This is a genomic window from Paracoccus sp. S3-43, assembly GCF_029027965.1.
Lineage (GTDB): Bacteria > Pseudomonadota > Alphaproteobacteria > Rhodobacterales > Rhodobacteraceae > Paracoccus.
In genome coordinates this window covers 2,483,013-2,507,648 of the sequence record NZ_CP119082.1, presented here as the reverse complement: position 1 = coordinate 2,507,648, position 24,636 = coordinate 2,483,013, and the positions used below count along the sequence as shown (strand labels likewise).

25 protein-coding genes are annotated in these 24,636 nt (G+C 67.7%); 11 read left to right on the top strand and 14 right to left on the bottom strand.

All coding sequences use genetic code 11. From position 1 onward, the window contains the following. Positions 1 to 35: 35 nt before the first annotated feature. On the top strand, positions 36 to 1,436 hold the full coding sequence (locus tag PXD02_RS13000) for an FAD-binding oxidoreductase (protein ID WP_275104270.1): 1,401 nt from the start codon (positions 36 to 38) through the stop codon (positions 1,434 to 1,436). 26 nt (positions 1,437 to 1,462) lie between these two features. Here PXD02_RS13000 and PXD02_RS12995 read toward each other — a convergent pair whose 3' ends face one another. Continuing rightward, the gene (locus tag PXD02_RS12995) at positions 1,463 to 1,996 is read right to left on the bottom strand and encodes an adenine phosphoribosyltransferase (RefSeq protein WP_275104269.1); all 534 of its coding nucleotides are present in this window, start codon (positions 1,994 to 1,996) and stop codon (positions 1,463 to 1,465) included. After that, positions 1,993 to 2,595: a flavin reductase family protein gene (locus PXD02_RS12990; RefSeq protein WP_275104268.1), complete on the bottom strand. Its 603-nt coding sequence runs from the start codon at positions 2,593 to 2,595 to the stop codon at positions 1,993 to 1,995. Before PXD02_RS12990 ends, PXD02_RS12995 begins: the two co-directional genes overlap by 4 nt. Before the next feature lie 119 nt (positions 2,596 to 2,714). Between PXD02_RS12990 and PXD02_RS12985 the strand changes: the two genes are divergently transcribed. Beyond that, a complete protein-coding gene (locus PXD02_RS12985; protein WP_275104267.1) occupies positions 2,715 to 3,320 on the top strand; it encodes a GNAT family N-acetyltransferase in 606 nt (201 codons plus the stop codon). Then, positions 3,280 to 4,068, top strand: a complete 789-nt coding sequence (locus PXD02_RS12980) for an EcsC family protein (protein ID WP_275104266.1) — start codon at positions 3,280 to 3,282, stop codon at positions 4,066 to 4,068. Before PXD02_RS12985 ends, PXD02_RS12980 begins: the two co-directional genes overlap by 41 nt. 61 nt (positions 4,069 to 4,129) lie before the next feature. Here the strand turns inward: PXD02_RS12980 and PXD02_RS12975 are convergent, their stop codons facing one another. From PXD02_RS12975 to ccrA, 3 genes are all read right to left on the bottom strand, one after another. Next, positions 4,130 to 5,656: an ATP-dependent DNA helicase gene (locus tag PXD02_RS12975; protein ID WP_275104265.1), complete on the bottom strand. Its 1,527-nt coding sequence runs from the start codon at positions 5,654 to 5,656 to the stop codon at positions 4,130 to 4,132. A 67-nt stretch (positions 5,657 to 5,723) separates the two neighbouring features. After that, positions 5,724 to 7,085 (bottom strand): NADP-specific glutamate dehydrogenase, encoded by a 1,362-nt coding sequence (gene gdhA, locus PXD02_RS12970; protein ID WP_275104264.1) that lies wholly within the window; start codon positions 7,083 to 7,085, stop codon positions 5,724 to 5,726. 212 nt (positions 7,086 to 7,297) lie between these two features. Next, positions 7,298 to 8,587, bottom strand: a complete 1,290-nt coding sequence (ccrA, locus tag PXD02_RS12965) for a crotonyl-CoA carboxylase/reductase (RefSeq protein WP_275104263.1) — start codon at positions 8,585 to 8,587, stop codon at positions 7,298 to 7,300. A gap of 208 nt (positions 8,588 to 8,795) precedes the next feature. Here ccrA and PXD02_RS12960 point away from each other — a divergent pair, with 208 nt between their 5' ends. Next, positions 8,796 to 10,754, top strand: a complete 1,959-nt coding sequence (locus tag PXD02_RS12960; RefSeq protein ID WP_275104262.1) for a protein meaA — start codon at positions 8,796 to 8,798, stop codon at positions 10,752 to 10,754. A gap of 134 nt (positions 10,755 to 10,888) precedes the next feature. On the opposite strand, the gene rpmE is transcribed toward PXD02_RS12960, so the two are convergent. The 8 genes from rpmE to PXD02_RS12920 all read right to left on the bottom strand — a co-directional run bounded on the left by rpmE (position 10,889) and on the right by PXD02_RS12920 (position 15,894). Next, positions 10,889 to 11,110: a 50S ribosomal protein L31 gene (gene rpmE, locus PXD02_RS12955; RefSeq protein ID WP_126153385.1), complete on the bottom strand. Its 222-nt coding sequence runs from the start codon at positions 11,108 to 11,110 to the stop codon at positions 10,889 to 10,891. An 11-nt stretch (positions 11,111 to 11,121) separates the two neighbouring features. Continuing rightward, positions 11,122 to 11,505, bottom strand: coding sequence for a 50S ribosomal protein L19 (rplS, locus tag PXD02_RS12950; RefSeq protein WP_275104261.1), 384 nt, complete (start codon positions 11,503 to 11,505; stop codon positions 11,122 to 11,124). Beyond that, complete coding sequence (gene trmD / locus PXD02_RS12945) at positions 11,502 to 12,377, bottom strand: tRNA (guanosine(37)-N1)-methyltransferase TrmD (protein ID WP_275104260.1); 876 nt, start codon at positions 12,375 to 12,377, stop codon at positions 11,502 to 11,504. The genes rplS and trmD overlap by 4 nt, the downstream gene beginning before the upstream one ends. Next, on the bottom strand, positions 12,370 to 12,870 hold the full coding sequence (rimM, locus tag PXD02_RS12940) for a ribosome maturation factor RimM (RefSeq protein WP_275104259.1): 501 nt from the start codon (positions 12,868 to 12,870) through the stop codon (positions 12,370 to 12,372). The genes trmD and rimM overlap by 8 nt, the downstream gene beginning before the upstream one ends. 47 nt (positions 12,871 to 12,917) lie before the next feature. Beyond that, entirely contained in the window at positions 12,918 to 13,274 is a 357-nt protein-coding gene (rpsP, locus tag PXD02_RS12935; RefSeq protein ID WP_275104258.1) for a 30S ribosomal protein S16, read from the bottom strand. A 41-nt stretch (positions 13,275 to 13,315) separates the two neighbouring features. Continuing rightward, a complete protein-coding gene (locus tag PXD02_RS12930) occupies positions 13,316 to 13,624 on the bottom strand; it encodes a chorismate mutase (RefSeq protein WP_275104257.1) in 309 nt (102 codons plus the stop codon). Next, on the bottom strand, positions 13,621 to 15,117 hold the full coding sequence (gene ffh, locus PXD02_RS12925) for a signal recognition particle protein (RefSeq protein WP_275104256.1): 1,497 nt from the start codon (positions 15,115 to 15,117) through the stop codon (positions 13,621 to 13,623). Before ffh ends, PXD02_RS12930 begins: the two co-directional genes overlap by 4 nt. A gap of 189 nt (positions 15,118 to 15,306) precedes the next feature. Beyond that, positions 15,307 to 15,894 (bottom strand): FMN-dependent NADH-azoreductase, encoded by a 588-nt coding sequence (locus PXD02_RS12920; RefSeq protein ID WP_275104255.1) that lies wholly within the window; start codon positions 15,892 to 15,894, stop codon positions 15,307 to 15,309. Between the two features lie 99 nt (positions 15,895 to 15,993). Between PXD02_RS12920 and PXD02_RS12915 the strand changes: the two genes are divergently transcribed. Genes PXD02_RS12915 through PXD02_RS12905 form a run of 3 tightly spaced genes read left to right on the top strand, consistent with a single transcriptional unit; the run spans position 15,994 to position 18,393 of the window. Then, positions 15,994 to 16,839 carry a LysR family transcriptional regulator gene (locus tag PXD02_RS12915; protein WP_275104254.1) on the top strand — a complete coding sequence of 282 codons (846 nt, stop codon included), beginning with the start codon at positions 15,994 to 15,996 and terminating at the stop codon, positions 16,837 to 16,839. A 55-nt stretch (positions 16,840 to 16,894) separates the two neighbouring features. Next, a complete protein-coding gene (locus tag PXD02_RS12910; RefSeq protein ID WP_275104253.1) occupies positions 16,895 to 17,479 on the top strand; it encodes a peroxidase-related enzyme in 585 nt (194 codons plus the stop codon). A gap of 32 nt (positions 17,480 to 17,511) precedes the next feature. Further along, positions 17,512 to 18,393 carry a DMT family transporter gene (locus PXD02_RS12905; protein ID WP_275106422.1) on the top strand — a complete coding sequence of 294 codons (882 nt, stop codon included), beginning with the start codon at positions 17,512 to 17,514 and terminating at the stop codon, positions 18,391 to 18,393. Here the strand turns inward: PXD02_RS12905 and PXD02_RS12900 are convergent. After that, complete coding sequence (locus tag PXD02_RS12900) at positions 18,377 to 18,664, bottom strand: hypothetical protein (protein ID WP_275104252.1); 288 nt, start codon at positions 18,662 to 18,664, stop codon at positions 18,377 to 18,379. The genes PXD02_RS12905 and PXD02_RS12900 overlap by 17 nt on opposite strands. Before the next feature lie 228 nt (positions 18,665 to 18,892). Between PXD02_RS12900 and PXD02_RS12895 the strand changes: the two genes are divergently transcribed. The 4 genes from PXD02_RS12895 to PXD02_RS12880 all read left to right on the top strand — a co-directional run bounded on the left by PXD02_RS12895 (position 18,893) and on the right by PXD02_RS12880 (position 24,542). Then, positions 18,893 to 19,663: a division plane positioning ATPase MipZ gene (locus PXD02_RS12895; RefSeq protein WP_275104251.1), complete on the top strand. Its 771-nt coding sequence runs from the start codon at positions 18,893 to 18,895 to the stop codon at positions 19,661 to 19,663. An 82-nt stretch (positions 19,664 to 19,745) separates the two neighbouring features. Further along, entirely contained in the window at positions 19,746 to 20,915 is a 1,170-nt protein-coding gene (locus tag PXD02_RS12890) for an efflux RND transporter periplasmic adaptor subunit (RefSeq protein ID WP_275104250.1), read from the top strand. Further along, positions 20,912 to 23,965, top strand: coding sequence for an efflux RND transporter permease subunit (locus PXD02_RS12885; RefSeq protein ID WP_275104249.1), 3,054 nt, complete (start codon positions 20,912 to 20,914; stop codon positions 23,963 to 23,965). The genes PXD02_RS12890 and PXD02_RS12885 overlap by 4 nt, the downstream gene beginning before the upstream one ends. Before the next feature lie 58 nt (positions 23,966 to 24,023). After that, the gene (locus PXD02_RS12880; protein ID WP_275104248.1) at positions 24,024 to 24,542 is read left to right on the top strand and encodes a type 1 glutamine amidotransferase domain-containing protein; all 519 of its coding nucleotides are present in this window, start codon (positions 24,024 to 24,026) and stop codon (positions 24,540 to 24,542) included. Positions 24,543 to 24,636 lie beyond the last annotated feature (94 nt).

Genomic DNA, 24,636 nt, shown 5'->3' with positions numbered 1-24,636 from the left:
TCCGGGGATATTTGGATGAAGAAGAAGGGCGGGCGATGGGATTGAATCCGGCGGATGAGCGGCTGGCGGCGCGGCTGCCGCAGGGCGTTCTGCGCGAGGCGGCGCCCGCCTATCTGGAGGAGCCGCGCGGGCGCTATCGCGGGCGGGCCGGTCTGGTCGCCGCCCCCCGCGATACCGAGGAGGTGGCGGCGGTGATCCGTGCCTGCGCCCAGGCGGGGGTGGCGGTGGTGCCGCGGGGCGGCGGCACAGGGCTGGTTGGCGGGCAGGTGATGCCCGAGGGGCCTGCACCCCTGCTTCTGTCGCTGGAACGCATGACCGCCATCCGCGCCGTCCACCCCGAGGAAGGGGTGATCCTGGCCGAGGCGGGCGCCACCCTGCAACAGGTCCGCGAGGCCGCCGCCGCCGTGGGGCGGCAGTTCCCGCTGGCGCTGGCCTCGCAGGGGACCGCGCAGATCGGCGGGGTGCTGTCGACCAATGCGGGCGGGGTGAACGTGCTGCGTTACGGCAATGCCCGCGCGCTGTGTCTGGGGGTCGAGGCGGTGCTGCCGCAGGGCCAGGTCATGCACGACCTGAAACGGCTGCGAAAGGACAACACCGGCTATGACATCCGCGACCTGCTGATCGGGGCCGAGGGCACGCTGGGCATCATCACCGCCGCATCGCTGGTGCTGGCCCCGGTCCCGCCCCAGATCGGCGTGGCGATGCTGGTCGTCGAATCGCCCGAGGCCGCGCTGACGCTCCTGTCGCTGGCGCAGGCGAAGATGGCGGGGGGCGTGACGGCGTTCGAGCTGATCTCGGGCCAGGGGCTGCGCTTCCTGGACGCGGCCTTTCCGGCGCTGCGCCAGCCCTTCGCGGATCGCCCCGACTGGCTGGTGCTGATCGAGGTCGGCCTGCCCTCGGGCCTGTCGGCCGACGCCGCCCTTGAGGGGCTGTTCACCGAGGCTGCCGAGGCCGGGCTGGTCAGCGACGGCGTGATCGCGCAGTCCGGCCAGCAGGCCGCCGATCTGTGGGCGATCCGCGAAACGATCCCCGACGCCAACCGCCATATCGGCGCCATCGCCAGCCACGACATCAGCCTGCCCCTGTCCGAGGTGGCGCGCTTCATCCGCGATTGCAGCGCCATGCTGGCGGGCAAGGCCGATTTGCGCATCAACTGCTTCGGCCATCTGGGCGACGGCAACCTGCATTTCAACCTGTTCCCCGCCGAGGGGAAGACCCGCGACGCCTATGACGACATCCGCAAGGGTCTGTCCCGCGCGGTGCACCAGATGGTCGTGGCGCGCGGCGGGTCGTTTTCGGCCGAACACGGGGTCGGGCGGCTGAAGGCGGCAGACCTGGCGGAATGGGGCGACCCGGCGCGGCTGGCGGCGATGCGGGCGATCAAGGCTGCGCTGGATCCGGCGGGGATCATGAATCCGGGGGCGGTGCTGGCATAGCTGCGCATATAAGCACCTGCCCCCGTTCACTCCCCCTCGAAACTCGTCAGCGCATGAACCTCATGCCCCAGCCCCTCCAACAGCCGCCGCCCGCCCAGATCCGGCAGGTCGATCACGAAGGCGCAGCCGACCACCTTCGCGCCCAGCCTCTCGCATAACGAAATCCCCGCGGCCGCCGTGCCGCCGGTCGCCAGCAGATCGTCCACGATCAGCACCCGCTCGCCCGGCTTCAAGGCGTCGTCATGAACCTCGACCACGGCCTCGCCGTATTCAAGCTGATAGGCTTGGGAAATCACCGCGCCCGGCAGCTTGCCCTTCTTTCGGATCGGCACGAAGCCGGTGGAAAGCTGATGCGCCACAGCACCCCCAAGGATGAAGCCGCGGGCCTCCAGCCCCACCACCTTGTCGATGCGCGCCCCGGCATAAGGGGCCAGCAGCCGGTCCACCGCGATGCGGAAGCCGCGCGCGTCCGCGAACAGCGTGGTCACGTCGCGGAACATGATCCCTTCATGCGGGAAATCGGCGATGGTGCGGATATAGTCCTTGACATTCAGGCTCATGCGGGGCGTTCCATTTCGAACAACTGGGTAACGGCGGCATAGTCGTGATAGCCCAGCCGGGCGATCCAGCCGCCCGCCGCGCGCGGATCGAAGCGCCCATCCACCACGCAATCGTCGCGGATATGCACGCCGGTCACGACGCCGAAGACGACGAAATTCGCCTGGCCCGCCAGCGGCAGCACGCGGGTCATCCGGCATTCCAGCGCCGCGGCGGCCCCCGCCACGCGCGGGCAGGCGATGGTCTCGCATTCGGCCGCAGGGATCCCGGCGGCATCGAATTCGCTGACCCCGGCGGGCAGGGTGGCCGAACTGGCGTTCACCTGGTCGCGCAGGTCGCCGGTGGCGATGTTGACGCAGAAGACGCCCGATTCGATGATCTGCGCCACGCTGTCCTTGGTGCCCTTGCGGTCTGGCTTCGCACTGGTCGAGGCGAACATCACCTGCGGCGGCACGTAAGCCACCGCGTTGAAGAACGAATAGGGCGCCAGGTTGTCGCCCGCCCTCCCGCGCGTCGAAATCCAGCCGATGGGGCGGGGCGCGATGATCGCGTTGAAGGGATTGTGGGGCAGCCCGTGTCCGGACTCGGGGCGGTAGAACATCGGGGGCCTCCTGACTTGTCGGCTCAACCTGCCATTCGCACGGCCGCGCCGCAATGCCCCGGATGTTTCATCCTCTCCGCCCCCATGCTAAGGGGCGCCAAGACCCGAGAGGAGGCGCGATGTACGAGATCTGCCCCGAGACGCCCGCCGACGAGCCCGAGGTCGAGGGTCTTTACGACCTGTGCTTCGCGCCGGGGCGGACGGCTCTGTCGTCCTATCGCCTGCGGGACGGGGTGCCCAAGGTCGGCGACCTGTGCCTGGTGCTGCGCGACGGGTCGAACACGCTGATGGCCGCGATCCGCTTCTGGCCGGTGCGGGTCGGGGGCCGGCCGGTGCTGCTGCTGGGTCCGATCGCCGTGCATCCCACCGCCCAGGGCGAAGGGCTGGGCGGCCTTCTGATGCGCGACAGCCTGACCCGCGCGCGCAAGCTGGGCTGGGACCGGGTTTTGCTGGTGGGCGACGCGCCCTATTACAGCCGCTTCGGCTTCGCGCGGCTGGATGACGTGGTCATGCCGCCGCCGACCAACCCTGCGCGGGTTCTGGGGCTGGAACTTCGCCCCGGCGCCTGGGTTGATGTCATGGGACCGGTGACGCGCGAAACCCTTCCCGATGCAGGGAAATTGTCGCGCGGCGCCAATGACCTGTCGGCCTGCGTCACGGTCGACCATCCAAAAGAGGATACCGATGCCCGCCACTCCGCAACTGGTGCTTCCGCCGATCAATGATCCCTCGGTCCATGCCCAGGTCGACCGCCTGGCGCGGCGCTATCTGGATGCGGGCGGGCTGGGGATGGAATTGATGACCGCCGTCGGCAACAGCGCCGAGGGGCTGATCGAGAAACTGCCCGGTTTCCTGCGCAGCCGCATGGACCGCATCACCCGCGCCGGGCTGAACCGGGCCTTCGCGGCGGCGACCAGTTCGCGGCGGGTGGTGCGCGACCGGGGCGACTGGTTCAACCGCATGGCCTCGACCGTCAGCGGGGCGGCCGGGGGTGTCGGCGGCTTCGCGGGCGCGATGATCGAGCTGCCCTTCACCATCACGCTGCTGCTGCGGGCGATGCTGGACATCGCGGTGGAACACGGCCTGGATCCCGACAGCGACGAGGTGCGGATGGAATGCCTGCGCATCTTCGCCGCCGCAGGCCCCATGGCCGAGGATGACAGCACCGACCTGGGCCTGCTGGCCGCGCGCATGTCGGTGACGGGCCAGACGGTGCAGGGGCTGATTTCCAAGGTCGCGCCGCGCCTGTCGGTGTCGATGGGCCAGAAGCTGGCCGCCCAGGCGGCGCCGATCTTCGGGGCGGTGGTGGGCGCGTCGATCAACTATACCTTCACGCGCTATTACCAGGAACTGGCCCGCGTTCATTTCGGCATCATGCGCCTGTCGCGCGAAACCGGCATTCCCAAGGAAGCCCTGGTCGAGGCGCTGCGCCTGTCCATCGAACGCCTGGACCACCGCAAGGCGGCGCGCTGATCGGCTCTTTGCCTTGGGTTAAATATCCCACGGGGGTCCGGGGGTGTGAAACCCCCGGCTTTTAATCGTCCTCACCCGCCAGGGTCAGGTCGGCGACCGGCGCGTCCAGGTCATCCGTGCCCAGCGGCGCCGTGGGCCGCGCCAGCCGCGATTTCGTCACCCAGAACAGCCGTTCCTGCGCGCGGGTGATGGCGACATAGGCCAGCCGCTTCCACAGGGGGATCCCGGCCTCGGTCCGGTTCGACCAGGCGGCGGCGCTGATGTCGGGGCCGAAAACCTGAACCTCGGGCCATTGCGAGCCTTGCGACTTGTGGATCGTCACCGCCGCGCCGTGCAGGAAGGTCGCCCCCATGCGGGCGGCGAAGGGGATGAACGGCTCTTCCTCGTCCGGCAGTTCGATCTTGACGATGCTGGCGGCGGACAGGCGCGGATCCTCGGCCCCGATGACGTGCAGCCGCGAGAAGCCCGGCTTGCGGCCCGGTCCCAGATAGACGACCTGCGCCCCCTTGATCAGCCCGCGCGCCTCCAGGTCGATGCGCTTCTTGCGGTGCTTCAGGGGCAGTTCGATCCCGTCGCAGATCAGCGGCTCTCCGGGCAGCAGCGCGTCGCCCGGCGCGCCATAGGCGGCGCGAAAGGCGTGGATCAGCCGGATCCGCGTGGCGTTGCGCCAGACCAGCACCGGACTGCGGGCCATCAGGTCGCTTTCCACACGCTCGGCCCAGACCACCCGGTCGTCGCGGCGGGCGGCGGCGCGGATCTGGCTTTCGAAGCCCTCGAAGGACAGGCTGTCGTCGGACAGCGCATGGGCCAGATCCAGGATCGGGCTGTCATCGGCCTGCCGGTGGATGCGGTTCAGAATCAGCTTCTGCGACGGGGCCAGCGTGTCGAAGACCATCTCGCCCGACTGGCCCACGGGGGCCAGCTGGGCAGGATCGCCGAACAGGACCAGCAGGGGAAAGATCTCGCGCAGATCCTCGAACTGCTTTTCGTCCAGCATGGACGCCTCGTCGATCAGACCCACATCCAGCGCATCCTCGCGCCGTTTCCAGCCGCGGATGAAATCCGACCCGCGCAGGCCCGCCGCCGCCAGCGCGCCGGGGATCGAGGCGTTCTGGTCGTAAAAGGCCTTGGCCCGATCCAGCGCGGCATCCGTCATGCCCTCGACCGCGGGGCGGTCCCCGGTGCCGGTCAGCCATTCGGCCAGCTTTTCATAGTCCGGGTCATAGACGGGGGTATAGAGGATCCGGTGGATCGTCGTCGCCGGAACCCCGCGCATCCGCAGCACGAAGGCCGCCTTGTTGGTCGGTGCCTGGATCGCCACGCTGCGCCGGTCCTTGCGCTTGCGGCCTTCATAATCGCCGCTGACGACCTCGACCCCCGCATTGCGCAGGGCCTTGGTGATCTGCGACAGCAGCAGCGTCTTGCCCGACCCGGCCTTGCCGATCACGGCCATCACGCGCCCCTTGCCGGGCTGGGGCGGGCGCAACTCGCTGGACAGCAGGTCGATGCCTGCCGCCCCGAAGGCGTCGGCAAGACTGTCCCAAGCCTCGGCCTGGTCGGGGGAAAGGGTGGGGGCAAGGGCGTTCATGCCGGGGTCTTACCCCGCCTGCCGCCAAAAGCGAAGCCGCCATGTCGGCGGCCCCGCATTCGCGTCGTCAGATCACGCCGAAGGCGCGCATCGGTTCGGCCACGCGGATGAAACCGGCGATATTCGCGCCGATCACGTAATCGCCCGGTGCGCCGAATTCCTCGGCGGTGGAATAGCAGGCGTCGTGGATGTCGCGCATGATCTCGGCCAGGCGGGCCTCGGTCTTTTCGAACGTCCAGCGGTCGCGGGACGCGTTCTGCTGCATCTCCAGCGCCGAGGTCGCCACGCCGCCGGCGTTCGCCGCCTTGCCGGGGCCGAACTTGACGCCCGCCTGATGGAAAACGCGGATCGCTTCGGGGGTGCAGGGCATGTTTGCGCCTTCGCCGACCGCCTGGATGCCGTTCTTGACCAGCGTCTTGGCGTCCTTGCCGGTCAGTTCGTTCTGCGTGGCCGAGGGGAGCGCCACCTGGCAGGGCACGTCCCAGATCGACCCGTCGCCCGCCTTGACGAAATAGACGCCGCTGCCTTCGCCCTTGATCCGCGCATAGTCGCGGATCCGGCCGCGCCGCACTTCCTTGATCTCCTTGACCAGATCCAGGTCGATGCCGTTTTCGTCGACGAGATAGCCGCCGCTGTCCGAACAGGCGACGACCGTGCCGCCATAGGACTGGACCTTCTCGATCGTGTAGATCGCGACATTGCCCGACCCCGACACCACGACCGTCTTGCCGTCGAAATCGTCGCCGGTGGTTTGCAGCATGGCGCGGGTGAAATAGGTGTTGCCGTATCCGGTGGCTTCCTTGCGGGCCAGCGAGCCGCCATAGAACAGCCCCTTGCCGGTCAGCACGCCCGCCTCGTAGCGGTTGGTCAGGCGTTTGTATTGGCCGAACATGTATCCGATCTCGCGCGCGCCGACGCCGATGTCGCCGGCCGGCACGTCGGTATATTCGCCCAGATGGCGGTAAAGCTCGGTCATGAAGGACTGGCAGAAGCGCATCACCTCGGCATCCGAGCGGCCCTTGGGATCGAAGTCCGATCCGCCCTTGCCGCCGCCGATGGGCAGGCCTGTCAGGGCGTTCTTGAAGGTCTGCTCGAAGCCCAGGAACTTGATGATCCCGACATTCACCGAGGGGTGGAACCGCAGCCCGCCCTTGTAGGGGCCCATCGAGGAATTGAACTGCACCCGGAAGCCCCGGTTGATCTGGACCTGGCCCCTGTCGTCGGTCCAGGGCACGCGAAAGATGATCTGGCGTTCGGGTTCGCAGATCCGCTCGATCAGCGCCGAATCCAGGTATTCGGGATGCTTGGCGACGACGCGGCCCAGGCTTTCCAGCACCTCTCGCACTGCCTGATGGAATTCGGCCTCGCCCGCGTTGCGGCGGACGACCTCGTCATAGATGGGGGTCAACTTGTCGTCGATCTGCGGCATGGCACTGTCCCTTTTGTGATTCTGACAGGGCGTTAGCCGTTATTTCAGGCAAATTAAATGGGCTGTCGCGACATATTCGGGCAAGTCGCGCAAGTTACGGGCAGAACGGGAGGGTCCATGCATCTTTTCCCGGTCTTGCCGCGTGATCGGGCGGTCGCATGGAAATGCCGCCTGCCCGAGGCAGGCGACACCCGGATCCGACGGCGGCCGGTTCAGCCGCGACGGGCTTCCAGCGCATCCTCGAAGGTGCGCAGCCCGGCGGTCGGGGCCTGCACCAGCACCGCCATGTTGCCCGGCTTGTGCTGGTTGCGATACATCTTCAGATGCGCGGCCGGGATTTCCGCCCAGGGAAAGACCTCGGACATGCAGGGATCCAGGCGGCGTTCCAGCATCAGCTTGTTTGCCGCGGACGCCTGTTTCAGATGCGCGAAATGCGACCCCTGGATGCGTTTCTGGTGCATCCACAGATAGCGCACGTCGAAGGTGCAGTTGAAGCCGGTGGTGCCCGCGCAGATCACCACCATGCCGCCTTTCTTGCAGACCAGGGTGCTGACCGGGAAAGTCGCCTCGCCCGGATGTTCGAAGACGATGTCGACGTTGTTGCCCTTGCCGGTGATGTCCCAGATGGCCTTGCCGAACTTGCGCGCCTCGGTGAACCAGTCCTTGTATTCGGGGGTGTTCACGGTGGGTAGCTGGCCCCAGCAGTTGAATTCCTTGCGGTTGATGACGCCGCGCGCGCCAAGGTCCATGACGAAATCGCGCTTGTCTTCTTCGCTGATGACGCCGATGGCGTTGCCGCCGGCGGCGTTGATCAGCTGGATCGCGTATGACCCGAGCCCGCCCGAGGCGCCCCAGACCAGCACGTTCATGCCGGGCTTCAGCTCATGCGGTTCATGCCCGAACAGCATCCGGTATGCGGTGGCCAGCGTCAGCGTATAGCAGGCCGATTCCTCCCAGGTCAGGTGGCGGGGGCGGGGCATCAACTGCTGGGACTGGACACGGGTGAACTGTGCGAAGCTGCCGTCCGGGGTCTCGTATCCCCAGATCCGCTGGGTCGGCGAATACATCGGATCGCCGCCGTTGCATTCCTCGTCGTCGCCGTCGTCCTGGTTGCAATGGACCACGACCTCGTCGCCGACCTTCCAGCGCTTCACCTTGTCGCCCACCGCCCAGACGATCCCCGAGGCATCTGACCCGGCGATGTGATAGGGCGCCTTGTGCCCGTCGAAGGGGCTGATCGGCTGGCCCAGCCCCGCCCAGATGCCGTTATAGTTGACGCCCGCCGCCATCACCAGAACCAGCACCTCGTTGCTGTCGATGCCGGGGGTTTCGACGACTTCCAGCTGCATCGCCTTGTCGGGTTCGCCATGGCGTTCGCGGCGGATCGCCCAGGCGTGCATTTTCGCCGGGACATGGCCCAAGGGCGGCATCTCGCCGATGTCGTACAGATCCTTGATGGGCGCGTCGTAGGGTGCGATCGGAGTGGGTGAGTCGAGGGCCATGCGGGTCTCCTTGTCGTGCCGCGGCGCAGAATCGCCGGATGTGTGGCACAAGTGGTATGAAGCCTTGCGCAACATTGCAACGACGATGCGCCAAAAATCGCAATAAAATGTCTGACAGTCGCATTCTCTTGCCGCGCTGCGGCGAATTGACGACGCATGTTTGTTTCTGTATCGCTTGTTCGACCGAAAGATTGTTGCGAGATGACCGATGGCTGACAAGGACAAACCCTGGCTGTTCCGCACCTATGCGGGCCATTCCACGGCGGAAAAGTCGAACGCGCTCTATCGCGGCAACCTGGCCAAAGGGCAGACCGGGCTGTCGGTGGCCTTCGACCTGCCCACGCAGACCGGCTATGACAGCGATCACGTCCTGGCGCGGGGCGAGGTCGGCAAGGTCGGCGTGCCGATCTGCCATCTGGGCGACATGCGGGCGCTGTTCGATCAGATCCCCTTGGAGCAGATGAACACCTCGATGACGATCAACGCGACGGCGCCCTGGCTGCTATCGCTCTATATCGCGGTGGCCGAGGAGCAGGGGGCCGACATTTCGCGGCTGCAAGGCACGGTGCAGAACGACCTGATCAAGGAATATCTGTCGCGCGGCACCTATATCTGCCCGCCCAAGCCGTCGCTGGCGATGATCACGGATGTCGCGGCCTATACGCGCGAGCATCTGCCGAAATGGAACCCGATGAACGTCTGTTCCTATCACCTGCAAGAGGCCGGGGCGACGCCGCAGCAGGAACTGGCCTATGCCCTGGCCACCGCCATCGCGGTGCTGGACGACCTGAAGGGCAAGGTGCCGCCCGAGGGCTTCCCGGATATGGTCGGCCGCATCAGCTTCTTCGTGAATGCGGGCATCCGCTTCGTCACCGAGATGTGCAAGATGCGGGCGTTTACGGAGTTGTGGGACGAGATCACCCGCGACCGTTACGGCATCACGGACGAGAAATACCGCCGCTTCCGCTATGGCGTGCAGGTGAACAGCCTGGGCCTGACCGAGCAGCAGCCGGAAAACAACGTCTATCGCATTCTGCTGGAAATGCTGGCGGTCACGCTGTCGAAGAACGCGCGGGCGCGGGCGGTGCAGCTGCCCGCCTGGAACGAGGCGCTGGGCCTGCCGCGTCCCTGGGACCAGCAATGGTCGCTGCGGATGCAGCAGATCGTCGCCTATGAGACCGACCTGCTGGAATATGGCGACCTGTTCGACGGCAACCCGGTGATCGCCGCCAAGGTCGAGGAGTTGAAGCAGGGCGCCCGCGACGAACTGCGCCTGCTGGACCAGATGGGCGGGGCGATCGCCGCCATCGACTATATGAAGGCGCGGCTGGTCGAATCGAATGCCGAGCGGCTGGGACGGATCGAGACGAACGAGACGGTCGTGGTCGGCGTGAACCGCTGGCAACAGGGCGAGCCCTCGCCGCTGACGGCGGGCGATGGCGGCATCATGGTCGTCGATCCGGCGGTGGAGCAGGACCAGATCGCCCGGCTGCACGCCTGGCGGCAGTCGCGCGACGAGGGCGCGGTGCAATTGGCGCTGGACGCGCTGCGCGATGCGGCCAGCCGGGGCGAGAATGTCATGCCCTGGTCCATCGCGGCGGCCAAGGCCGGGGCCACCACCGGCGAATGGGCGGGCGTCATGCGCCAGGTCCATGGCGAATATCGCGGCCCGACCGGCGTGTCCTCCAGCCCGTCCAACCGCACCGAGGGGCTGGAGGAGATCCGCGAGGCCGTCGATGCCGTCAGCGCCCGCCTGGGCCGACGGCTGAAATTCGTGGTCGGCAAACCGGGACTGGACGGCCATTCCAACGGCGCCGAACAGATCGCCTTCCGCGCGCGCGATTGCGGCATGGACATCACCTATGAAGGCATCCGCCTGACGCCCGAGCAGATCGTCACCCGCGCGCAGGAAGAAGACGCCCATGTCATCGGCTTGTCGATCCTGTCGGGCAGCCATATGCCGCTGATCGAGGATCTGATGGCGCGGATCCGCGCGGCGGGGCTGGGCCATGTCCCGGTGATCGTCGGCGGCATCATCCCCGACGAGGACGCGGCGCGGCTGCGCGTCCTGGGGGTGGCGCGGGTCTATACGCCCAAGGATTTCCAGTTGAACGCGATCATGATGGATATCGTGGCGCTGGTGGAGCCGGGGGCAGAAGCCGCCTGAAGGCCCGGTTATTCACCTTTGCCCAAATATCCCGGGGGAGTCCCGCAGGGACGGGGGCAGCGCCCCCGCTTCCGTTCCGCAAACGAAAAACGCCGCCCGATCGGGGCGGCGTTCTGCAATTCCGGTGGGGGCGATCAGAAGCCCAAGCCTGCGTATTTCGACTTGAACTTCGACACGCGGCCGCCGGTATCCATCAGCTTGGCCGAACCGCCGGTCCAGGCGGGGTGCGAGGTCGGGTCGATGTCCAGTGCCATGGTCGCGCCTTCCGAACCCCAGGTCGAGCGGGTCTGGTAGGTGGTGCCATCGGTCATCTTGATCTCGATGGTGTGGTAATCGGGATGAATGTCTTTTCTCATCGGATGATCCCTCAGGCTTTCGCGTCGGACAGCGGGCGATAGTTGGTTTTCTCGACGATCCGGGCCGATTTGCCGCGACGGTCGCGCAGGTAATACAGCTTGGCGCGGCGGACCTTGCCGCGGCGGACGACCTCGATCGAATCGATATTGGTCGAATAGAGCGGGAACACCCGTTCCACGCCCTCGCCGAAGCTGATCTTGCGCACGGTGAAGCTGGCGCTGATGGTGCTGCCGCCCTTGCGGGCGATGCAGACGCCTTCATACATCTGCACGCGCGACCGGGTGCCCTCGGTCACCTTGTAGCCGACGCGCACGGTGTCGCCGGCCTTGAAATCCGGGATGGTCTTGCCGAGCGAGGCAATCTGCTCGGCTTCGAGTTCTGCGATCAGGTTCATCGCCTGGGTTCCTTGTCATGCTCGCGGTAGCTCCGCGATTGGTCTGATGCGCCCGAGAGCTGTCGGTCCTTTGCCGGGTCCAGGGGCCCTTCGGCCCATGCCCGCCACAGGTCGGGGCGGCGTTCTTTTGTCAGCCTCTCGGCCTCACTGGCCCGCCAATGATGAATGGCCGCGTGATTGCCCGAGAGAAGAACTTCCGGGATCTCGCGGCCTTGCCACTGGGCGGGCTTCGTGAACTGGGGGGCTTCAAGAAGGCCCCGATTGCCGATGGAAAAGGATTCCTCGGCCAGAGAGTCATGATTCCCCAGCACGCGCGGTATAAGGCGAACCGTCGCGTCGATCAAGACCTGAGCGGCGATCTCTCCGCCCGTCAGGACATAGTCGCCGATGCTGATTTCCTCGACCTGATGCGCGTCCAGAACCCGCTGGTCGACGCCCTCGAACCGGCCGCAGATCAGCGTGACGCCGTTGCCCTGCGCCAGATCGCGGGCGCGGGCCTGCGTCAGCGGGGCGCCGCGCGGGGACATGTAGATCACCGGGCGGGCTGGACCCTGGCGCGCCTCGCGCAGGGCCGCGTCCATCACGTCGGCGCGGATCACCATGCCCGCGCCGCCGCCTGCGGGTGTGTCGTCGACATTGCGATGCCTGCCGATGCCATGGTCGCGCAGGGGGATGGTGCGCAGGTTCCACAGCCCCTGTTGCAGCGCCTTGCCGGTCAGGGACAGGCCCAGGATGCCGGGGAAAGCCTCGGGGAACAGGGTGACGATGCTGGCGGTCCAGGCGCCCGCCACCTGCGGTTCGGCCATCAGCTCGCGCGGGCGCAGGCTGGCGGAGATGGACAGGCGGCCATGGGATTTGGGCGGCTCACTCATCGGTGGCGGGAGGATCGGCGACGATGCGTTTCGCCGTCAGATCGACGGTCGGGACCACCGCACGGGTAAAGGGGAGCAGCAGCACGTCCTTGCCGCCCACGACCTCGAGGATGTCGCCCGCGCCGTGGTCGAAGATCGCCCGCACCCGGCCCAGGACGACGCCGCCGGTATCGACGACCTCCAGCCCCATCAGGTCGGCGTGATAGAATTCGTCGTCGGGCAGCGAGGGCAGCGCGTCGCGCGGCGCCCACAGGGTGGTGCCGCGCAAAGCCTCGGCATCCTCGCGGGTGGCGACGCCCGACAGGCGCGCGCCCAGGCCGCCGGTGACGGGGCGGGTCAGTTTCACGGTGAAGGACCGCGTGCCGTCCGCGGTCGTCAGGGGGGCGTAGCGCGCGATGTCGGCAGGTTCGGCGCAGAAGCTCTTCAGCCGCACCTCGCCATGGACCCCGAAGGCCCCGGCGATCGCGCCCACGCAGATGCGGTCTTCAGTCATGCGGCCCCCGCGATGGCAAAGGGCGGGGTTTGCCCCGCCCGTCGTGATTATTCGGCCTCGACCGGGGCGGCGGCTTTCGCGGCCTTTTCCGCCGCGCGAGCCGTGGCTTTCTTGCCCGGCTCGGCCTTCTTCATGTTGGCGCGGGTGGCTTTCTCGCGGACGCCCGCGGCTTCCAGGAAGCGGGCCACCCGGTCGGTCGGCTGGGCGCCCTGGTCCAGCCAGTGCTTGGCGCGGTCCAGATCCAGCTTGATGCGGTCCTCGCTGTCCTTCGCCAGCAGCGGGTTATAGGTGCCCAGCTTTTCCAGGAAGCGGCCGTCGCGCGGCATCCGCGAATCGGACACGACGATGGCGTAATGCGGGCGCTTCTTGCTGCCGCCACGGGCCAGACGGATTTTCGTTGCCATTGGGTTTCTCCTTGTGAATGGCGTGGTGGGGCGGCGCCCCGTCAGGATTGGAAGGTCTCGTGATGCCGGATCACTTCGGCGATCACGAAGTTCAGGAATTTGCGCGCGAAGTCCGGGTCCAGGTCGGCCTCGCGCGCGAGGCGTTCCAGCCGCTCGATCTGCTGCGCTTCACGCGCGGGATCGGACGGCGGAAGATCATGTTCGGCCTTGAGGCGGCCGACGGATTGGGTGTGCTTGAAGCGTTCGGCCAGCGTATAGACCAGGATCGCGTCCAACCGGTCGATGCTGGCGCGATGGTCGCGCAGCAGGGCGGCGGCGCGGGCGACGGGATCGGCGGGGGCGTCCATCATTTCTTCCCGAACAGGCCCGACAGCCCGCCGGGAAGCCCGGCCTTGCCCAGTTGCCCGCCAAGGCCCTTGGGATCCTGCAACATCTTCTGCGCCTCGGCCATCTTGGCGGGGTCGAAGTTCTCCAGGTCGGGCAGGCCGCCGCCCTTGCCGGTCATGGCGCGCATGGCCTGCTTCAGCATCCCGCCCTTGCCCATCTTGCCCAGCTTCTTCATCGTGTCGGCCATCTGCTTCTGCATCTTCAGAAGCTTGTTCAGCTCGGACACCTCCATCCCCGCGCCCGCCGCGATCCGCTTCTTGCGGCTGGCTTGCAGCATGTCGGGATTGGCGCGTTCCTTTTTCGTCATCGAATTGATCAGCGCGATCTGCCGGGCGATGGCGCGGTCGTCCATGCCCGCGGCCTCGGCCTGCTTGGCCATCTTGGCCATGCCGGGCATCATGCCCATGATGGACTGCATCCCGCCCATCTTCTGCATCTGTTCCAATTGGCCCTTCAGGTCGTTCATGTTGAACAAACCCTTCTGGAACCGCTTCATCATGCGCTCGGCCTGCTCGACCTCCAGCACCTGCTGGGCCTTTTCGACCAGGGCGACGATATCGCCCATGCCCAGGATCCGGCCCGCGACGCGCTGCGCGTCGAAGGTCTCCAGCGCGTCCATCTTTTCGCCCAGACCCACGAAGCGGATCGGCTTGCCGGTGATGGCGCGCATCGAGAGGGCCGCGCCGCCGCGCCCGTCGCCGTCCATCCGGGTCAGCACGACGCCGGAGACGCCGACCTTGGCGTCGAATTCGGTGGCGACATTCACCGCGTCCTGGCCGGTCAGGCCGTCGACCACCAGCAGCGTCTCGCGCGGCTGGGCGATGTCGCGGACGGCCTGCACCTCGTCCATCAACTGCTGGTCGATATGCAGGCGCCCGGCGGTGTCCAGCATCACCACGTCATAGCCGCCCAGGCTGGCCTGCTGCCTGGCGCGCTGCGCGATCTGGGTGGCGGTCTGGCCGGGCACGATGGGCAGGGTATCGACGCCGATCTGGCTGCCCAGGATCGCCAGCTGCTCCATCGCCGCCGGGCGGTTGGTGTCCAGCGACGCCATCAGCACGCGCTTCTTCTCGCGGTCCTTCAGGCGCAGCGCCAGTTTCGCGGTGGTGGTGGTCTTGCCGGACCCTTGCAGCCCGACCATCAGGATCGGCGCGGGGGGGTTGTCGATGCGCAGCGCGTCGGGCGCGTCCTCGCCCTGCAAGACCTTGATCAGCTCGTCATGGACGATCTTCACGACCTGCTGGCCGGGGGTGATCGACTTGGTGACGGCCGATCCGGTGGCCTTCTGCGTCACCGCCTTGACGAAATTGCGCGCCACCGGCAGCGACACGTCGGCTTCCAGCAAGGCCACGCGGACCTCGCGCATGGCGGCGGCCACGTCGTCCTCGGTCAGGGCGCCCTGCTTGGTCAGCCGGTCGAAGACGCCGCCCAAACGGTCGGAAAGGTTCTCGAACATCGCCGGGCCTCCTTCGGTCCAAAACGGGTTTGCCCCCGTGGGCGCGACGCGCTGACGGGGGGCGATCCCCGCGCATAAGGCAGGGACCGGAAGGGCGGTCCTTCCGGGAATCCGGGGGCTGATACGAAAAAACGGCCCGCGAGTCAACGCAGGCCGTCATAACTCTTTACCTCGCGCGTCCAGACGCTCTCAGGCGGCCAGCTTTTCCAGCGCGTCCTGCGCGCGGGCAAGGCCAGCCTCGCGGTCCATCGCCAGACGGTCGGCGGCCACGAACTCGACATCGGTGATGCCCAGGAATCCCAGCATGAAGCGGATATAGTCCGAGGCATGGTCCAACTCGGATCCCAGCGGCGTGCCCGCCGCGCTGTAGGCGATGATGGCGCGCTTGCCCTTCAGCAGGCCTTCGGGACCGGCTTCGGTATAGCGGAAGGATTTCCCGGCCCGCGCGATCTGGTCCAGCCAGTTCTTCAGCTGCGCGGTCAGGGTGAAGTTATAGATCGGCATCCCGATCACCACCACGTCGGCGGCCTGCACCTCGGCCAGATAGGCATCGGAGATATCGATCAGCTTCTGCTGGTCCGGCGTGGGATTCGCCGGGGCCAAGCGCACGGCCTTGAACCAGTCGGTGTCGATGGCGGGCACGCCCTGGTTCAGGTCGCGATAGGTGACGGTCGCATCGGGGTTGGCGGCGGTCAGCTTGGCCACGATGTCGGCGGTCAGCTTGCGGGAAACCGAGGCCTCGCCCGTGATGGCGCTGTCGATATGCAGGATGTTCATGGGGTTAGTCCGTTATCCATAATGATGTGGGGCTGATTTAGGTCTATGCCTGCGCGAACGAAAGGGCGATAAGCGCGCATCGTCTGTGCGGGGATGCACATGAATATCGAAAGCTGGGACGACCTTCGCATCGCGCTTGCCGTGGCGCGCACCGGCACCGTCAGCGCCGCGGCCGCGGCCCTGGGCATCCACCACGCCACCGTGATCCGCCGGATCGACGGGCTGGAATCGCAACTGGGCGTCAAGCTGTTCCAGCGCCATCCGCGCGGCTATGCCCTGACCGAGGCGGGGCGGGCCATGCTGACGGTGGCGGGGGATGCCGACGAACGCTTCGCCCAGCTTGCCGCGCGGATCGCGGGCGGGGCCGACCGGATCGAAGGCGAGTTGGTCGTGACCTCGCTGCCCGATCTGGCGGACCGGGTGATGCCGCCGCTGGTCGGCCTGATGCGCCGGCATCCGGCGCTGCGGATCAACTATGTCACCGATGTGCGGCTGTTCCGCCTGGACGCGGGCGAGGCGCATGTCGCGATCCGCGCGGGCAGCCAGCCGACGGAACCGGATTACGTCGTCCTGCCGATGGGAAAGATGCGCCACCCGATCTATGCCGCGCCCGCCTATGTCGCCGCGCATGGGCCGGTGACGGGGATCGAGGGCCATCCCCTGGCCCTGCCGGGGCCGCAGGCGCGCAAGGCGCCGCTGATGGTCTGGCTGCGCGACCGGATCCAGCCCCAGCAGGTCGTGCTGACCGCCAATGACGACATCGCCCGCGAAGCCGCGATCCGCGCGGGCCTGGCCATCGGCCCGTTGCCGCCAACCCGCGCCGCAGGCCTGGTCGAGGTGATGGCCCTGCCCGAATGGGAATCGCGGCTGTGGCTGGTGACGCATGTCGATCTGCACCGCACGCCCAAGGTGCAGGCGGCGGTCGCCGCGCTGCGGGGCGACTGACCCCCTTCACAGTCTGCAATCGCCGCGCCAATCTGCCCCGCAGGAGGAACCCGTCATGACCCACCCCATCAGCCGCTTCGCGGTGCCCGACCTGAAGACCCTGCCGCAGGACATGCAGGATGCCATCGCCAAGGTGGCCGAGAAATCCGGCTTCGTGCCGAACGTCTTCCTGGCGCTGGCGCATCGGCCCGACGAATTCCGCGCCTTCTTCGCCTATCACCAGGCGCTGATGGACAAGGATGTCGGGCTGTCCAAGGCCGAACGCGAGATGATCGTGGTGGCCGTCAGCGGCATCAACAACTGCCAGTATTGCGTGGTGGCCCATGGCGCGATCCTGCGGATCCGGGCGAAGAACCCGCTGATCGCCGATCAGGTCGCGGTCAACTGGCGCAAGGCCGATCTGTCCGACCGCGAACGGGCGATGCTGGCCTATGCCGAAAAGGTCACGACCGCCGCCCATCAGATCGGCGATGCGGAACATCAGGCGCTGCGCGAGGCAGGCTTCGATGCCGACGAGATCTGGGACATCGGCGCCATCGCGGCCTTTTTCGGCATGTCGAACCGCATGGCCAATGCCGGGGATTTCCGCGCCAACGATGAATTCTACATGCTGGGCCGCCAGATGCCGGTCGCCCCGTGACGCGGACCGAGGCGCTGCGCGGCCATGCGGCGATGCTGCTGTTTTCCGCCCTGGTGGCGGGGTCGTTCTCGCTGGGCGTGAGGGCGGCGAACCTGATCGACCCGGCGGCGATCACGGTGGCGCGCTTCATCATCGCGGCGGGGGTGCTGGTCGGGGTCGTGCTGCTGGTCCCCGGCGCGGGCAGGCCGCGCGCGCTGTTGCAGGCGCCGTGGCGGTATCTGCTGCTGGGCGGCGCCTTTGCCGGCTATTTCGTGCTGATGTTCGAAGGGTTGAAGACCGCCCCCGCCGTGTCGGCAAGCGCGGTCTTCACGCTGACGCCGATCATGGCGGCGGGATTCGGCTGGCTGCTTTTGCGCCAGCGGATGACCGGGCATCTGGCCGTGGCCCTGGCCTTGGGCGGGGCGGGGGCGCTGTGGGTGATCTTTCGCGGCGACCTGGCGGCGATGGCGCGGTTCCAGATCGGCCGGGGCGAGGCGATCTATGTCATCGGTTGCGCGCTGCACGCGCTCTACACCCCGCTGGTGCGCAAGCTGAACCGGGGCGAGGGGCCGCTGATCTCGTCCCTGGGGACGCTGGTGGCGGGCGGGATCCTGACGGCGGTCTGGGGCTGGGGGGCGCTGACCGCGACCGCCTGGGGGCAGTTGCCCGCGATCGTCTGGATCACCATCTTCTATGTCGCGATCTTCGCCAGCGCGATCACGACGATGCTGGTGCAATACGCGGCGCTGCGCCTGCCTTCGGCCAAGGTGATGGCCTATACCTATCTGACGCCGCTATGGGTGATCGTTCTGGAAGCTGCCCTGGGCAAGGAAACGCCCGGCATCGTCCTGCTGCCGGGCATCCTGGCGACGCTGGGCGCGCTGGCCCTGCTGCTGCGGTCGGATCAGCCCGCAGGGCTTAGCCGCGTCCGCTGAGGCGCGCCCACAGGCTGCGCGGCGCGGGCCGGGGCGTCACGGTATGGCCGGTCAGGATGCGGCCCCCGGCCTCGATGCTGACCCGCCCGTCGGGAAGGCGGCCGACGATCGGTCCCTGCGCCTGCTGGCGCGGGCCCACGGAAATGGTGGCATAGCCCGGATCCCGGCGGTGGCCGGGCAGGTCGTCCATCCACAGCGCCACGGGGCTGACGACGGCCGTCGGCGTCTGAAGCGCAAGGCCGGTGATGAAATTCGGAGTCATGTCGGTCATCCTCCCTCTGGTCGCCGTGCAGGCCTGGGACCATTAGGGCAGAGGGGGACCGCCTTGGCAAGAAAAATCTACTTTCCCGGTCGTGATTGTGTCCTGTCCCGCCCCGCACGATCCGGCAGGCGCGGCTTTGCGGCATCAGCGGCCGGGCGATCTCGCCGGGCGGCGCTTTCCTTCGTGCGGCGGCGCGGCTAGGGTCCGCGCCGACATCAGGACCGGCAAGGGGCGGCTGTGGCGCATATCATCGTTGTGGGAAACGAAAAGGGCGGGTCGGGCAAATCCACCACCTCGATGCATGTGGCGACCGCCCTGGTGCGCATGGGACACCGGGTCGGCGGGCTGGATCTGGACGTCCGCCAGCGCAGCTTCGGCCGTTATTTGGAAAACCGCGCCCATTTCGCCCAGCGGGAAGGGCTGGACCTGCCCATGCCGGTCATCGGCGCCATGGGCGATGGCGGCGATCCGCTGACCCCGGCGCTGACCCAGCTGGAAAAGACCTGCGATTTCATCCTGCTGGACTGCCCCGGTTCGCACACGAAATTAAGCCAGATGGCCCATACGGTCGCGGACACGCTGATCACGCCGATGAACGACAGCTTCGTCGATTTCGACCTGCTGGCCCGGCTGTCGCCCGAGGGCAAGATCCTGGGGCCGTCGATCTATGCGGAAATGGTCTGGTCGGCCCGGCAGATGCGCGCGCAGGCGGGGGCGGGGCCGATCGACTGGCTGGTGCTGCGCAACCGGCTGGGCACGCAAGCGATGCACAACAAGCGCAAGGTCGGCGGCGCGCTGCAAACCCTGTCCAAGCGGATCGGTTTCCGGGTGGCGCCGGGCTTTTCGGAACGGGTCATCTTCCGCGAACTGTTCCCGCGCGGGCTGACGCTGCTGGATCTGAAGGACATCGGCACCGAACAGCTGTCCATGTCCAACATCGCCGCGCGGCAGGAACTGCGCGACCTGATCGCGGAACTGAACCTGCCGGGCGTCTCGGTCACCTTCTAGAGGGCGGCGACGGCGCGCGTTGTTGGCGCGGCAATCTGTCGATATGGTCGTGCTGCCAATCCTGGGGATGTCGGGCCGATCCATGCGCCTTCTTGCCGTTCTTCTTGCCGCCCTCGCCCTGCCGGCATCCGCCTGGGCCAACGAACCCGCATCCGCATCGGAACCCCCCGCCCGCACGGCCCCGGCGGTCACCGTCGCCACCGCCGCGATGGCCGAGGTTCAGGCCCGCATCCCCGTCTCGGGCAGCATCGTCGCCCGCCAGCTTGTGCAGGTCTTCCCGCAGGTCTCGGGTTACGAGGTCACCGAAATCCTGGCCGAGGCGGGGGACAGCGTGACCAAGGGCCAGGTGCTGGCGCGGCTGTCCACCGACACGCTGTCGGCGCAACTGGAACAGGCCGAGGCGGAATTCCTGCGGGCCGAGGCGGGCGTGGGCCAGGCGCACAGCACCATCGACAGCGCGGCGGCGTCGCTGACCCAGGCGCAGACCACCTTGCAGCGCGTGCAGCGCCTGCGCCAGGCGGGCACCGCGTCGCAATCGGCCCTGGACGACGCCGTCGCGGCCGAGGCGAACGCGCGCGCACAGGCCGCATCCGCCGCCGACGGGCTGGCGGTGGCGCGCGCGGCGCTGGCGCAGGCCCAGGCGGCGCGGCGGATCGCGCAACTGAACCTGGACCGGGCGCAGATCGCCGCCCCGGTCGCCGGGGTGGTCGTGACCCGCAACGCCGAACTGGGCGCTTTGGCGGGCGGCGGCACGGAGCCGCTGTTCACCCTGCTGGCCGATGGCGCGGTCGAGATGTCGGCCGAGGTGATCGAGACCGCGCTGCCCGGCCTGAGCGTCGGCGACCCGGCCCAGATCAGCGTCGCGGGCGTCGGCTTCGTGTCGGGAACGGTGCGGCTGGTTCCCGCCTCGGTCGATCCGGTGACGCGGCTGGGGATCATGCGCGTCGCGCTGGATGCCGCCAGCGGCGTCAGGACCGGGCAGTTCGCCAGCGGCTGGATCATCACCGACCGCCGCCAGGCCATCACCGTTCCCGCAGGCGCGGTCCTGGCCGACGACGCGGGCGAACGGGTTCAGGTCGTCCGCGACGGCGTTGTCGAAACCCGCCCGGTGCGGGCGGGCCTGTTGTGGGACGGGCGGCGCGAAATCCTTCAGGGCCTGGCCCTAGGCGAACAGGTCATCGCCCGATCCGGCGCGTTTTTCCGCAGCGGCGACCAAGTTCGCCCGTCCCCGGCCGAGGGGGCGGGGCCATGAACTTTTCCGCCCTGTCGATCCGCCATCCGGTCCCGCCCATCGCGGTCTTTCTGGTGCTGGTAATCGTCGGGCTGCACAGCTTCATGCGGCTGCCGGTCACGGCGATGCCCAATATCGACCTGCCCATCGTCCAGGTCACCATCGACCAGCCGGGCGCGGCGCCCGCCGAACTGACTACCCAGGTCATCCAGCCGGTCGAGGACAGCATCGCATCCGTCACCGGGGTCCGGCACATCACCTCGACCGCGACGGACAGCACGGCGCTGATCGTGGTCGAGTTCGAACTGGAGACCGACAGCGACCGCGCGGTCAACGACGTCAAGGACGCGGTGTCGAACGTCCGCCAGCAGATGCCCGAAAGCATCAGCGAGCCGCTGGTCCAGAGGCTGGACGTGACCGGGATGCCGATCCTGACCTATGCCGTCAGCGATCCGACCCAATCCATCGAATCGCTGTCGAAATTTGTGGACGACGTGATCGGGCGCGACCTGTCCACGGTCGATGGCGTCGGCAAGACCGCCCGCATCGGCGGGGCGGCCCGCGAAATCAAGGTGGAGCTGGACCCCGACCGGCTGCTGGCCCATGGGCTGACGGCGGCGGATGTCTCGAACCAGTTGCGCGCCCGCAACATCGACCTGGGCGGCGGACGCGGCGATCTGGCGGGGCGCGAATATTCGATTCGCACCCTGGGCGCCGCCGGCAGCGTGGACCAGCTTGCCGCCGCGCCGATCTCGATCGCCGAGGGCCGCACGATCCGGCTGGACCAGTTGGGCCGCGTGATCGACGGCCCGGCCGAGGAACGCAGCTTCGCCCTGCTGGACGGCCAGCCGGTCGTGGCCTTCGGCATCTATCGGACCACCGGCGCCTCGGATCTGACGGCGGGCGACGGGGCCAAGGAACGGCTGGCCCGGATCGGCGAGCGGTTTCCCAACGTGCGGATCAGCCTGATCGACGATGCCACCACCTATACCCAGGCCAGCTATCACAGCGCCATGGAGACGCTGTACGAAGGCGCGGCATTGGCGGTGATCGTGGTGTTCCTGTTCCTGCGCAACTGGCGCGCCACGCTGGTCGCGGCGGTGGCGCTGCCCCTGTCGATCATTCCCACGTTTTTCGTGATGCACTGGCTGGGTTTTACCCTGAACGGCATCAGCCTGCTGGGCATCACCCTGGTCACCGGCATCCTCGTCGACGACGCCATCGTGGAAATCGAGAACATCGTCCGCCATATCGGCATGGGCGTGCCCCCGTATGAGGCCAGCGAGGAAGCCGCGAACGAGATCGGGCTGACCGTCATCGCTATCAGCTTTTCCATCGTCGCGGTCTTTGCGCCGGTCAGCTTCATGGGCGGGATTCCGGGGCAGTATTTCAAGCAGTTCGGGCTGACGGTCGCGGTCTCGGTCCTGTTTTCGCTGCTGGTGGCGCGGATCATCACGCCGATGATGGCGGCCTATCTGATGCGCGGCACGGTCCATGGCACCGAACAGCGCGACGGTTTCGTGATGCGGAACCTGATGCGCGTCGTCGGCTGGACCATGCGCCATCGCGGCCTGACGCTGCTGACGGGGATCGGGATCTTCGCGGGCTCGATCTATTCCGCGACGCTGCTGCCGACCGAATTCATCCCGGCCTCGGACATCGGCCGCAGCCAGATCGAGGTCGAACTGCCCCCCGGCGCCACCATCGCCCAGACCGAGGACGCCGCCCGCCGCCTGTCCGCCCGGATCGCCGACCTGCCGGAAACGCAATCGGTCTTTGTCTATAGCGACGGGTCCGACGTGACCCATGCGCGGGTGATGATCAACTATGGCAAGAAGGAAACCCGCGAACGGTCGCAATTCGTGCTGGAGGAAGAGTTGAAAAGCCGCCTGTCGGGCACCCCCGACATGCGCATCAACTTCCAGAACGAGAACGGCCAGAACGACCTGACCGTCAACGTCCTGGGCAGCACCGAGGAGGGCGCCGCCCTGGCCGCCGAACGCCTGACCGCCGCGATGGCGCAACTGCCCTCGCTGGAAAGCGTGACCAGTTCGGCCAGCCTGCAACGCCCGGAAATCCAGATCACGCCGCGCGCCGATCTGGCCGCGCAACGGGGCGTGTCGGCCAGCGACATGGCGACGACGCTGCGGGTCGCGACCCTGGGCGATACCGAGGCCAACCTGGCCAAGTTCAACGCGGGCGACGAACAGATCCCCATCGTCGTGCGGCTGAACGCCGCCGCGCGGGCCGATCTGATGACGGTGCAGAACCTGCGGGTCAACTCGTCCCAGGGCCAGGTGCCGCTGGGGGCGGTCGCCGATGTGGCGCTGTCGGCGGGCGCGACCGAGATCGGGCGATACGACCGCCAGTTCCAGACCACCGTGAACGCCAACCTTGCCGACGGGCAGCTGCTTGGCCCGGTCAGCGCCCAGGTGACCGAGCTGCAAGGCCGGATCGAGCTTCCGCCGGGCACGCGCATCCAGCCCTCGGGCGACGCCGAGATCATGGCCGAGGTGTTCGGCGCCTTCGGCACCGCCATGGGCGCGGGGGTGATGCTGGTCTATGTCGTGCTGGTTCTGCTGTTCCACAATTTCATCACGCCGGTCTCGATCCTGCTGTCGCTGCCGCTGGCCATCGGCGGGGCGATCCTGGCGCTGTTCGCGACCGGCCATTCGATCAGCATGGCGGTGGTGATCGGCTTCCTGATGCTGATGGGGATCGTCACCAAGAACTCGATCATGCTGGTGGAATTCGCGCTGACCGCCATCGAGAAGGGCGTGCCCAAGCGCGAGGCGATCCTGGACGCCGTTCACAAGCGCGCCCGCCCCATCGTCATGACCACCATCGCGATGAGCGCGGGGATGATCCCGTCCGCCCTGGCCACGGGCGAGGGCGGCGAATTCCGCGCGCCGATGGCGATTGCCGTGATCGGCGGGCTGCTGCTGTCCACGGTCCTGTCGCTGCTGTTCGTGCCCGCGCTGTTCTCTCTGATCCAGGGCGGGCAGGGTCGGCTGACCGGCTGGATCGCGCGGCGGATCGGGCTGAACCGGCCCCGGCAGGCGGCGGAATAGGCCGGAACTTCGGCGGCGGCCTCGCATTGGGTGGGCTGATGCGAAACAGGAGGCCATCATGGCGAAGGTTCTGATCGTGGCGTCGGACGGGTTCGAGGAATCCGAGCTGTTCGTGCCGCTGGAAAAGCTGAAGGACGCCGGTCATCAGGTCGAGATCGCCGCCCCCGAGGCAGGCAGGATCACCGGCTGGAACAAGGACGACTGGGGCAAGTCGGTGTCTGCCGAGCGGGCGATTTCGGATGTGGAGGCCGGGGATTACGACGCCCTGGTCCTGCCCGGCGGCGTCATCAACCCCGACACCCTGCGGCAGGATCAGACGGCGGTGGCGCTGATCCGCAGCTTTGCCGACGCGGGCAAGCCGGTCGCCGCCGTCTGCCACGCGCCCTGGCTGCTGATCGAGGCCGGGCTGGCCAAGGGCCGCCGGTTGACCGGCTATGGCTCGATCCGCACCGATCTGCGGAATGCCGGGGCCGAGGTGGTGGATGAGAAGGTCGTGGTGGATCGCGGCGTCATCACCAGCCGCAACCCCGACGACCTGGATGCCTTCGTGAGCGCGGTCGAGGACGCGTTGCGCTGATTGCGTTCTGCGAGCGCCGGGGGCTGTCTGCCCCCGGCGCCGGCCGGTTCTCGAACCAGGGGCGCACCGACCGGCGTCCCCCGAGGATATTTAA

Excerpts from the sequence above, each read along its gene's own strand:
- PXD02_RS13000 (WP_275104270.1), top strand. The coding sequence starts at position 36 with ATGGGATTGAATCCGGCGGATGAGCGGCTGGCGGCGCGGCTGCCGCAG.
- PXD02_RS12995 (WP_275104269.1), bottom strand. The coding sequence starts at position 1,996 with ATGAGCCTGAATGTCAAGGACTATATCCGCACCATCGCCGATTTCCCG.
- PXD02_RS12990 (WP_275104268.1), bottom strand. The coding sequence starts at position 2,595 with ATGTTCTACCGCCCCGAGTCCGGACACGGGCTGCCCCACAATCCCTTC.
- PXD02_RS12985 (WP_275104267.1), top strand. The coding sequence starts at position 2,715 with ATGTACGAGATCTGCCCCGAGACGCCCGCCGACGAGCCCGAGGTCGAG.
- PXD02_RS12980 (WP_275104266.1), top strand. The coding sequence starts at position 3,280 with ATGCCCGCCACTCCGCAACTGGTGCTTCCGCCGATCAATGATCCCTCG.
- PXD02_RS12975 (WP_275104265.1), bottom strand. The coding sequence starts at position 5,656 with ATGAACGCCCTTGCCCCCACCCTTTCCCCCGACCAGGCCGAGGCTTGG.
- gdhA (WP_275104264.1), bottom strand. The coding sequence starts at position 7,085 with ATGCCGCAGATCGACGACAAGTTGACCCCCATCTATGACGAGGTCGTC.
- ccrA (WP_275104263.1), bottom strand. The coding sequence starts at position 8,587 with ATGGCCCTCGACTCACCCACTCCGATCGCACCCTACGACGCGCCCATC.
- PXD02_RS12960 (WP_275104262.1), top strand. The coding sequence starts at position 8,796 with ATGGCTGACAAGGACAAACCCTGGCTGTTCCGCACCTATGCGGGCCAT.
- rpmE (WP_126153385.1), bottom strand. The coding sequence starts at position 11,110 with ATGAGAAAAGACATTCATCCCGATTACCACACCATCGAGATCAAGATG.
- rplS (WP_275104261.1), bottom strand. The coding sequence starts at position 11,505 with ATGAACCTGATCGCAGAACTCGAAGCCGAGCAGATTGCCTCGCTCGGC.
- trmD (WP_275104260.1), bottom strand. The coding sequence starts at position 12,377 with ATGAGTGAGCCGCCCAAATCCCATGGCCGCCTGTCCATCTCCGCCAGC.
- rimM (WP_275104259.1), bottom strand. The coding sequence starts at position 12,870 with ATGACTGAAGACCGCATCTGCGTGGGCGCGATCGCCGGGGCCTTCGGG.
- rpsP (WP_275104258.1), bottom strand. The coding sequence starts at position 13,274 with ATGGCAACGAAAATCCGTCTGGCCCGTGGCGGCAGCAAGAAGCGCCCG.
- PXD02_RS12930 (WP_275104257.1), bottom strand. The coding sequence starts at position 13,624 with ATGATGGACGCCCCCGCCGATCCCGTCGCCCGCGCCGCCGCCCTGCTG.
- ffh (WP_275104256.1), bottom strand. The coding sequence starts at position 15,117 with ATGTTCGAGAACCTTTCCGACCGTTTGGGCGGCGTCTTCGACCGGCTG.
- PXD02_RS12920 (WP_275104255.1), bottom strand. The coding sequence starts at position 15,894 with ATGAACATCCTGCATATCGACAGCGCCATCACGGGCGAGGCCTCGGTT.
- PXD02_RS12915 (WP_275104254.1), top strand. The coding sequence starts at position 15,994 with ATGAATATCGAAAGCTGGGACGACCTTCGCATCGCGCTTGCCGTGGCG.
- PXD02_RS12910 (WP_275104253.1), top strand. The coding sequence starts at position 16,895 with ATGACCCACCCCATCAGCCGCTTCGCGGTGCCCGACCTGAAGACCCTG.
- PXD02_RS12905 (WP_275106422.1), top strand. The coding sequence starts at position 17,512 with ATGCTGCTGTTTTCCGCCCTGGTGGCGGGGTCGTTCTCGCTGGGCGTG.
- PXD02_RS12900 (WP_275104252.1), bottom strand. The coding sequence starts at position 18,664 with ATGACCGACATGACTCCGAATTTCATCACCGGCCTTGCGCTTCAGACG.
- PXD02_RS12890 (WP_275104250.1), top strand. The coding sequence starts at position 19,746 with ATGCGCCTTCTTGCCGTTCTTCTTGCCGCCCTCGCCCTGCCGGCATCC.
- PXD02_RS12885 (WP_275104249.1), top strand. The coding sequence starts at position 20,912 with ATGAACTTTTCCGCCCTGTCGATCCGCCATCCGGTCCCGCCCATCGCG.
- PXD02_RS12880 (WP_275104248.1), top strand. The coding sequence starts at position 24,024 with ATGGCGAAGGTTCTGATCGTGGCGTCGGACGGGTTCGAGGAATCCGAG.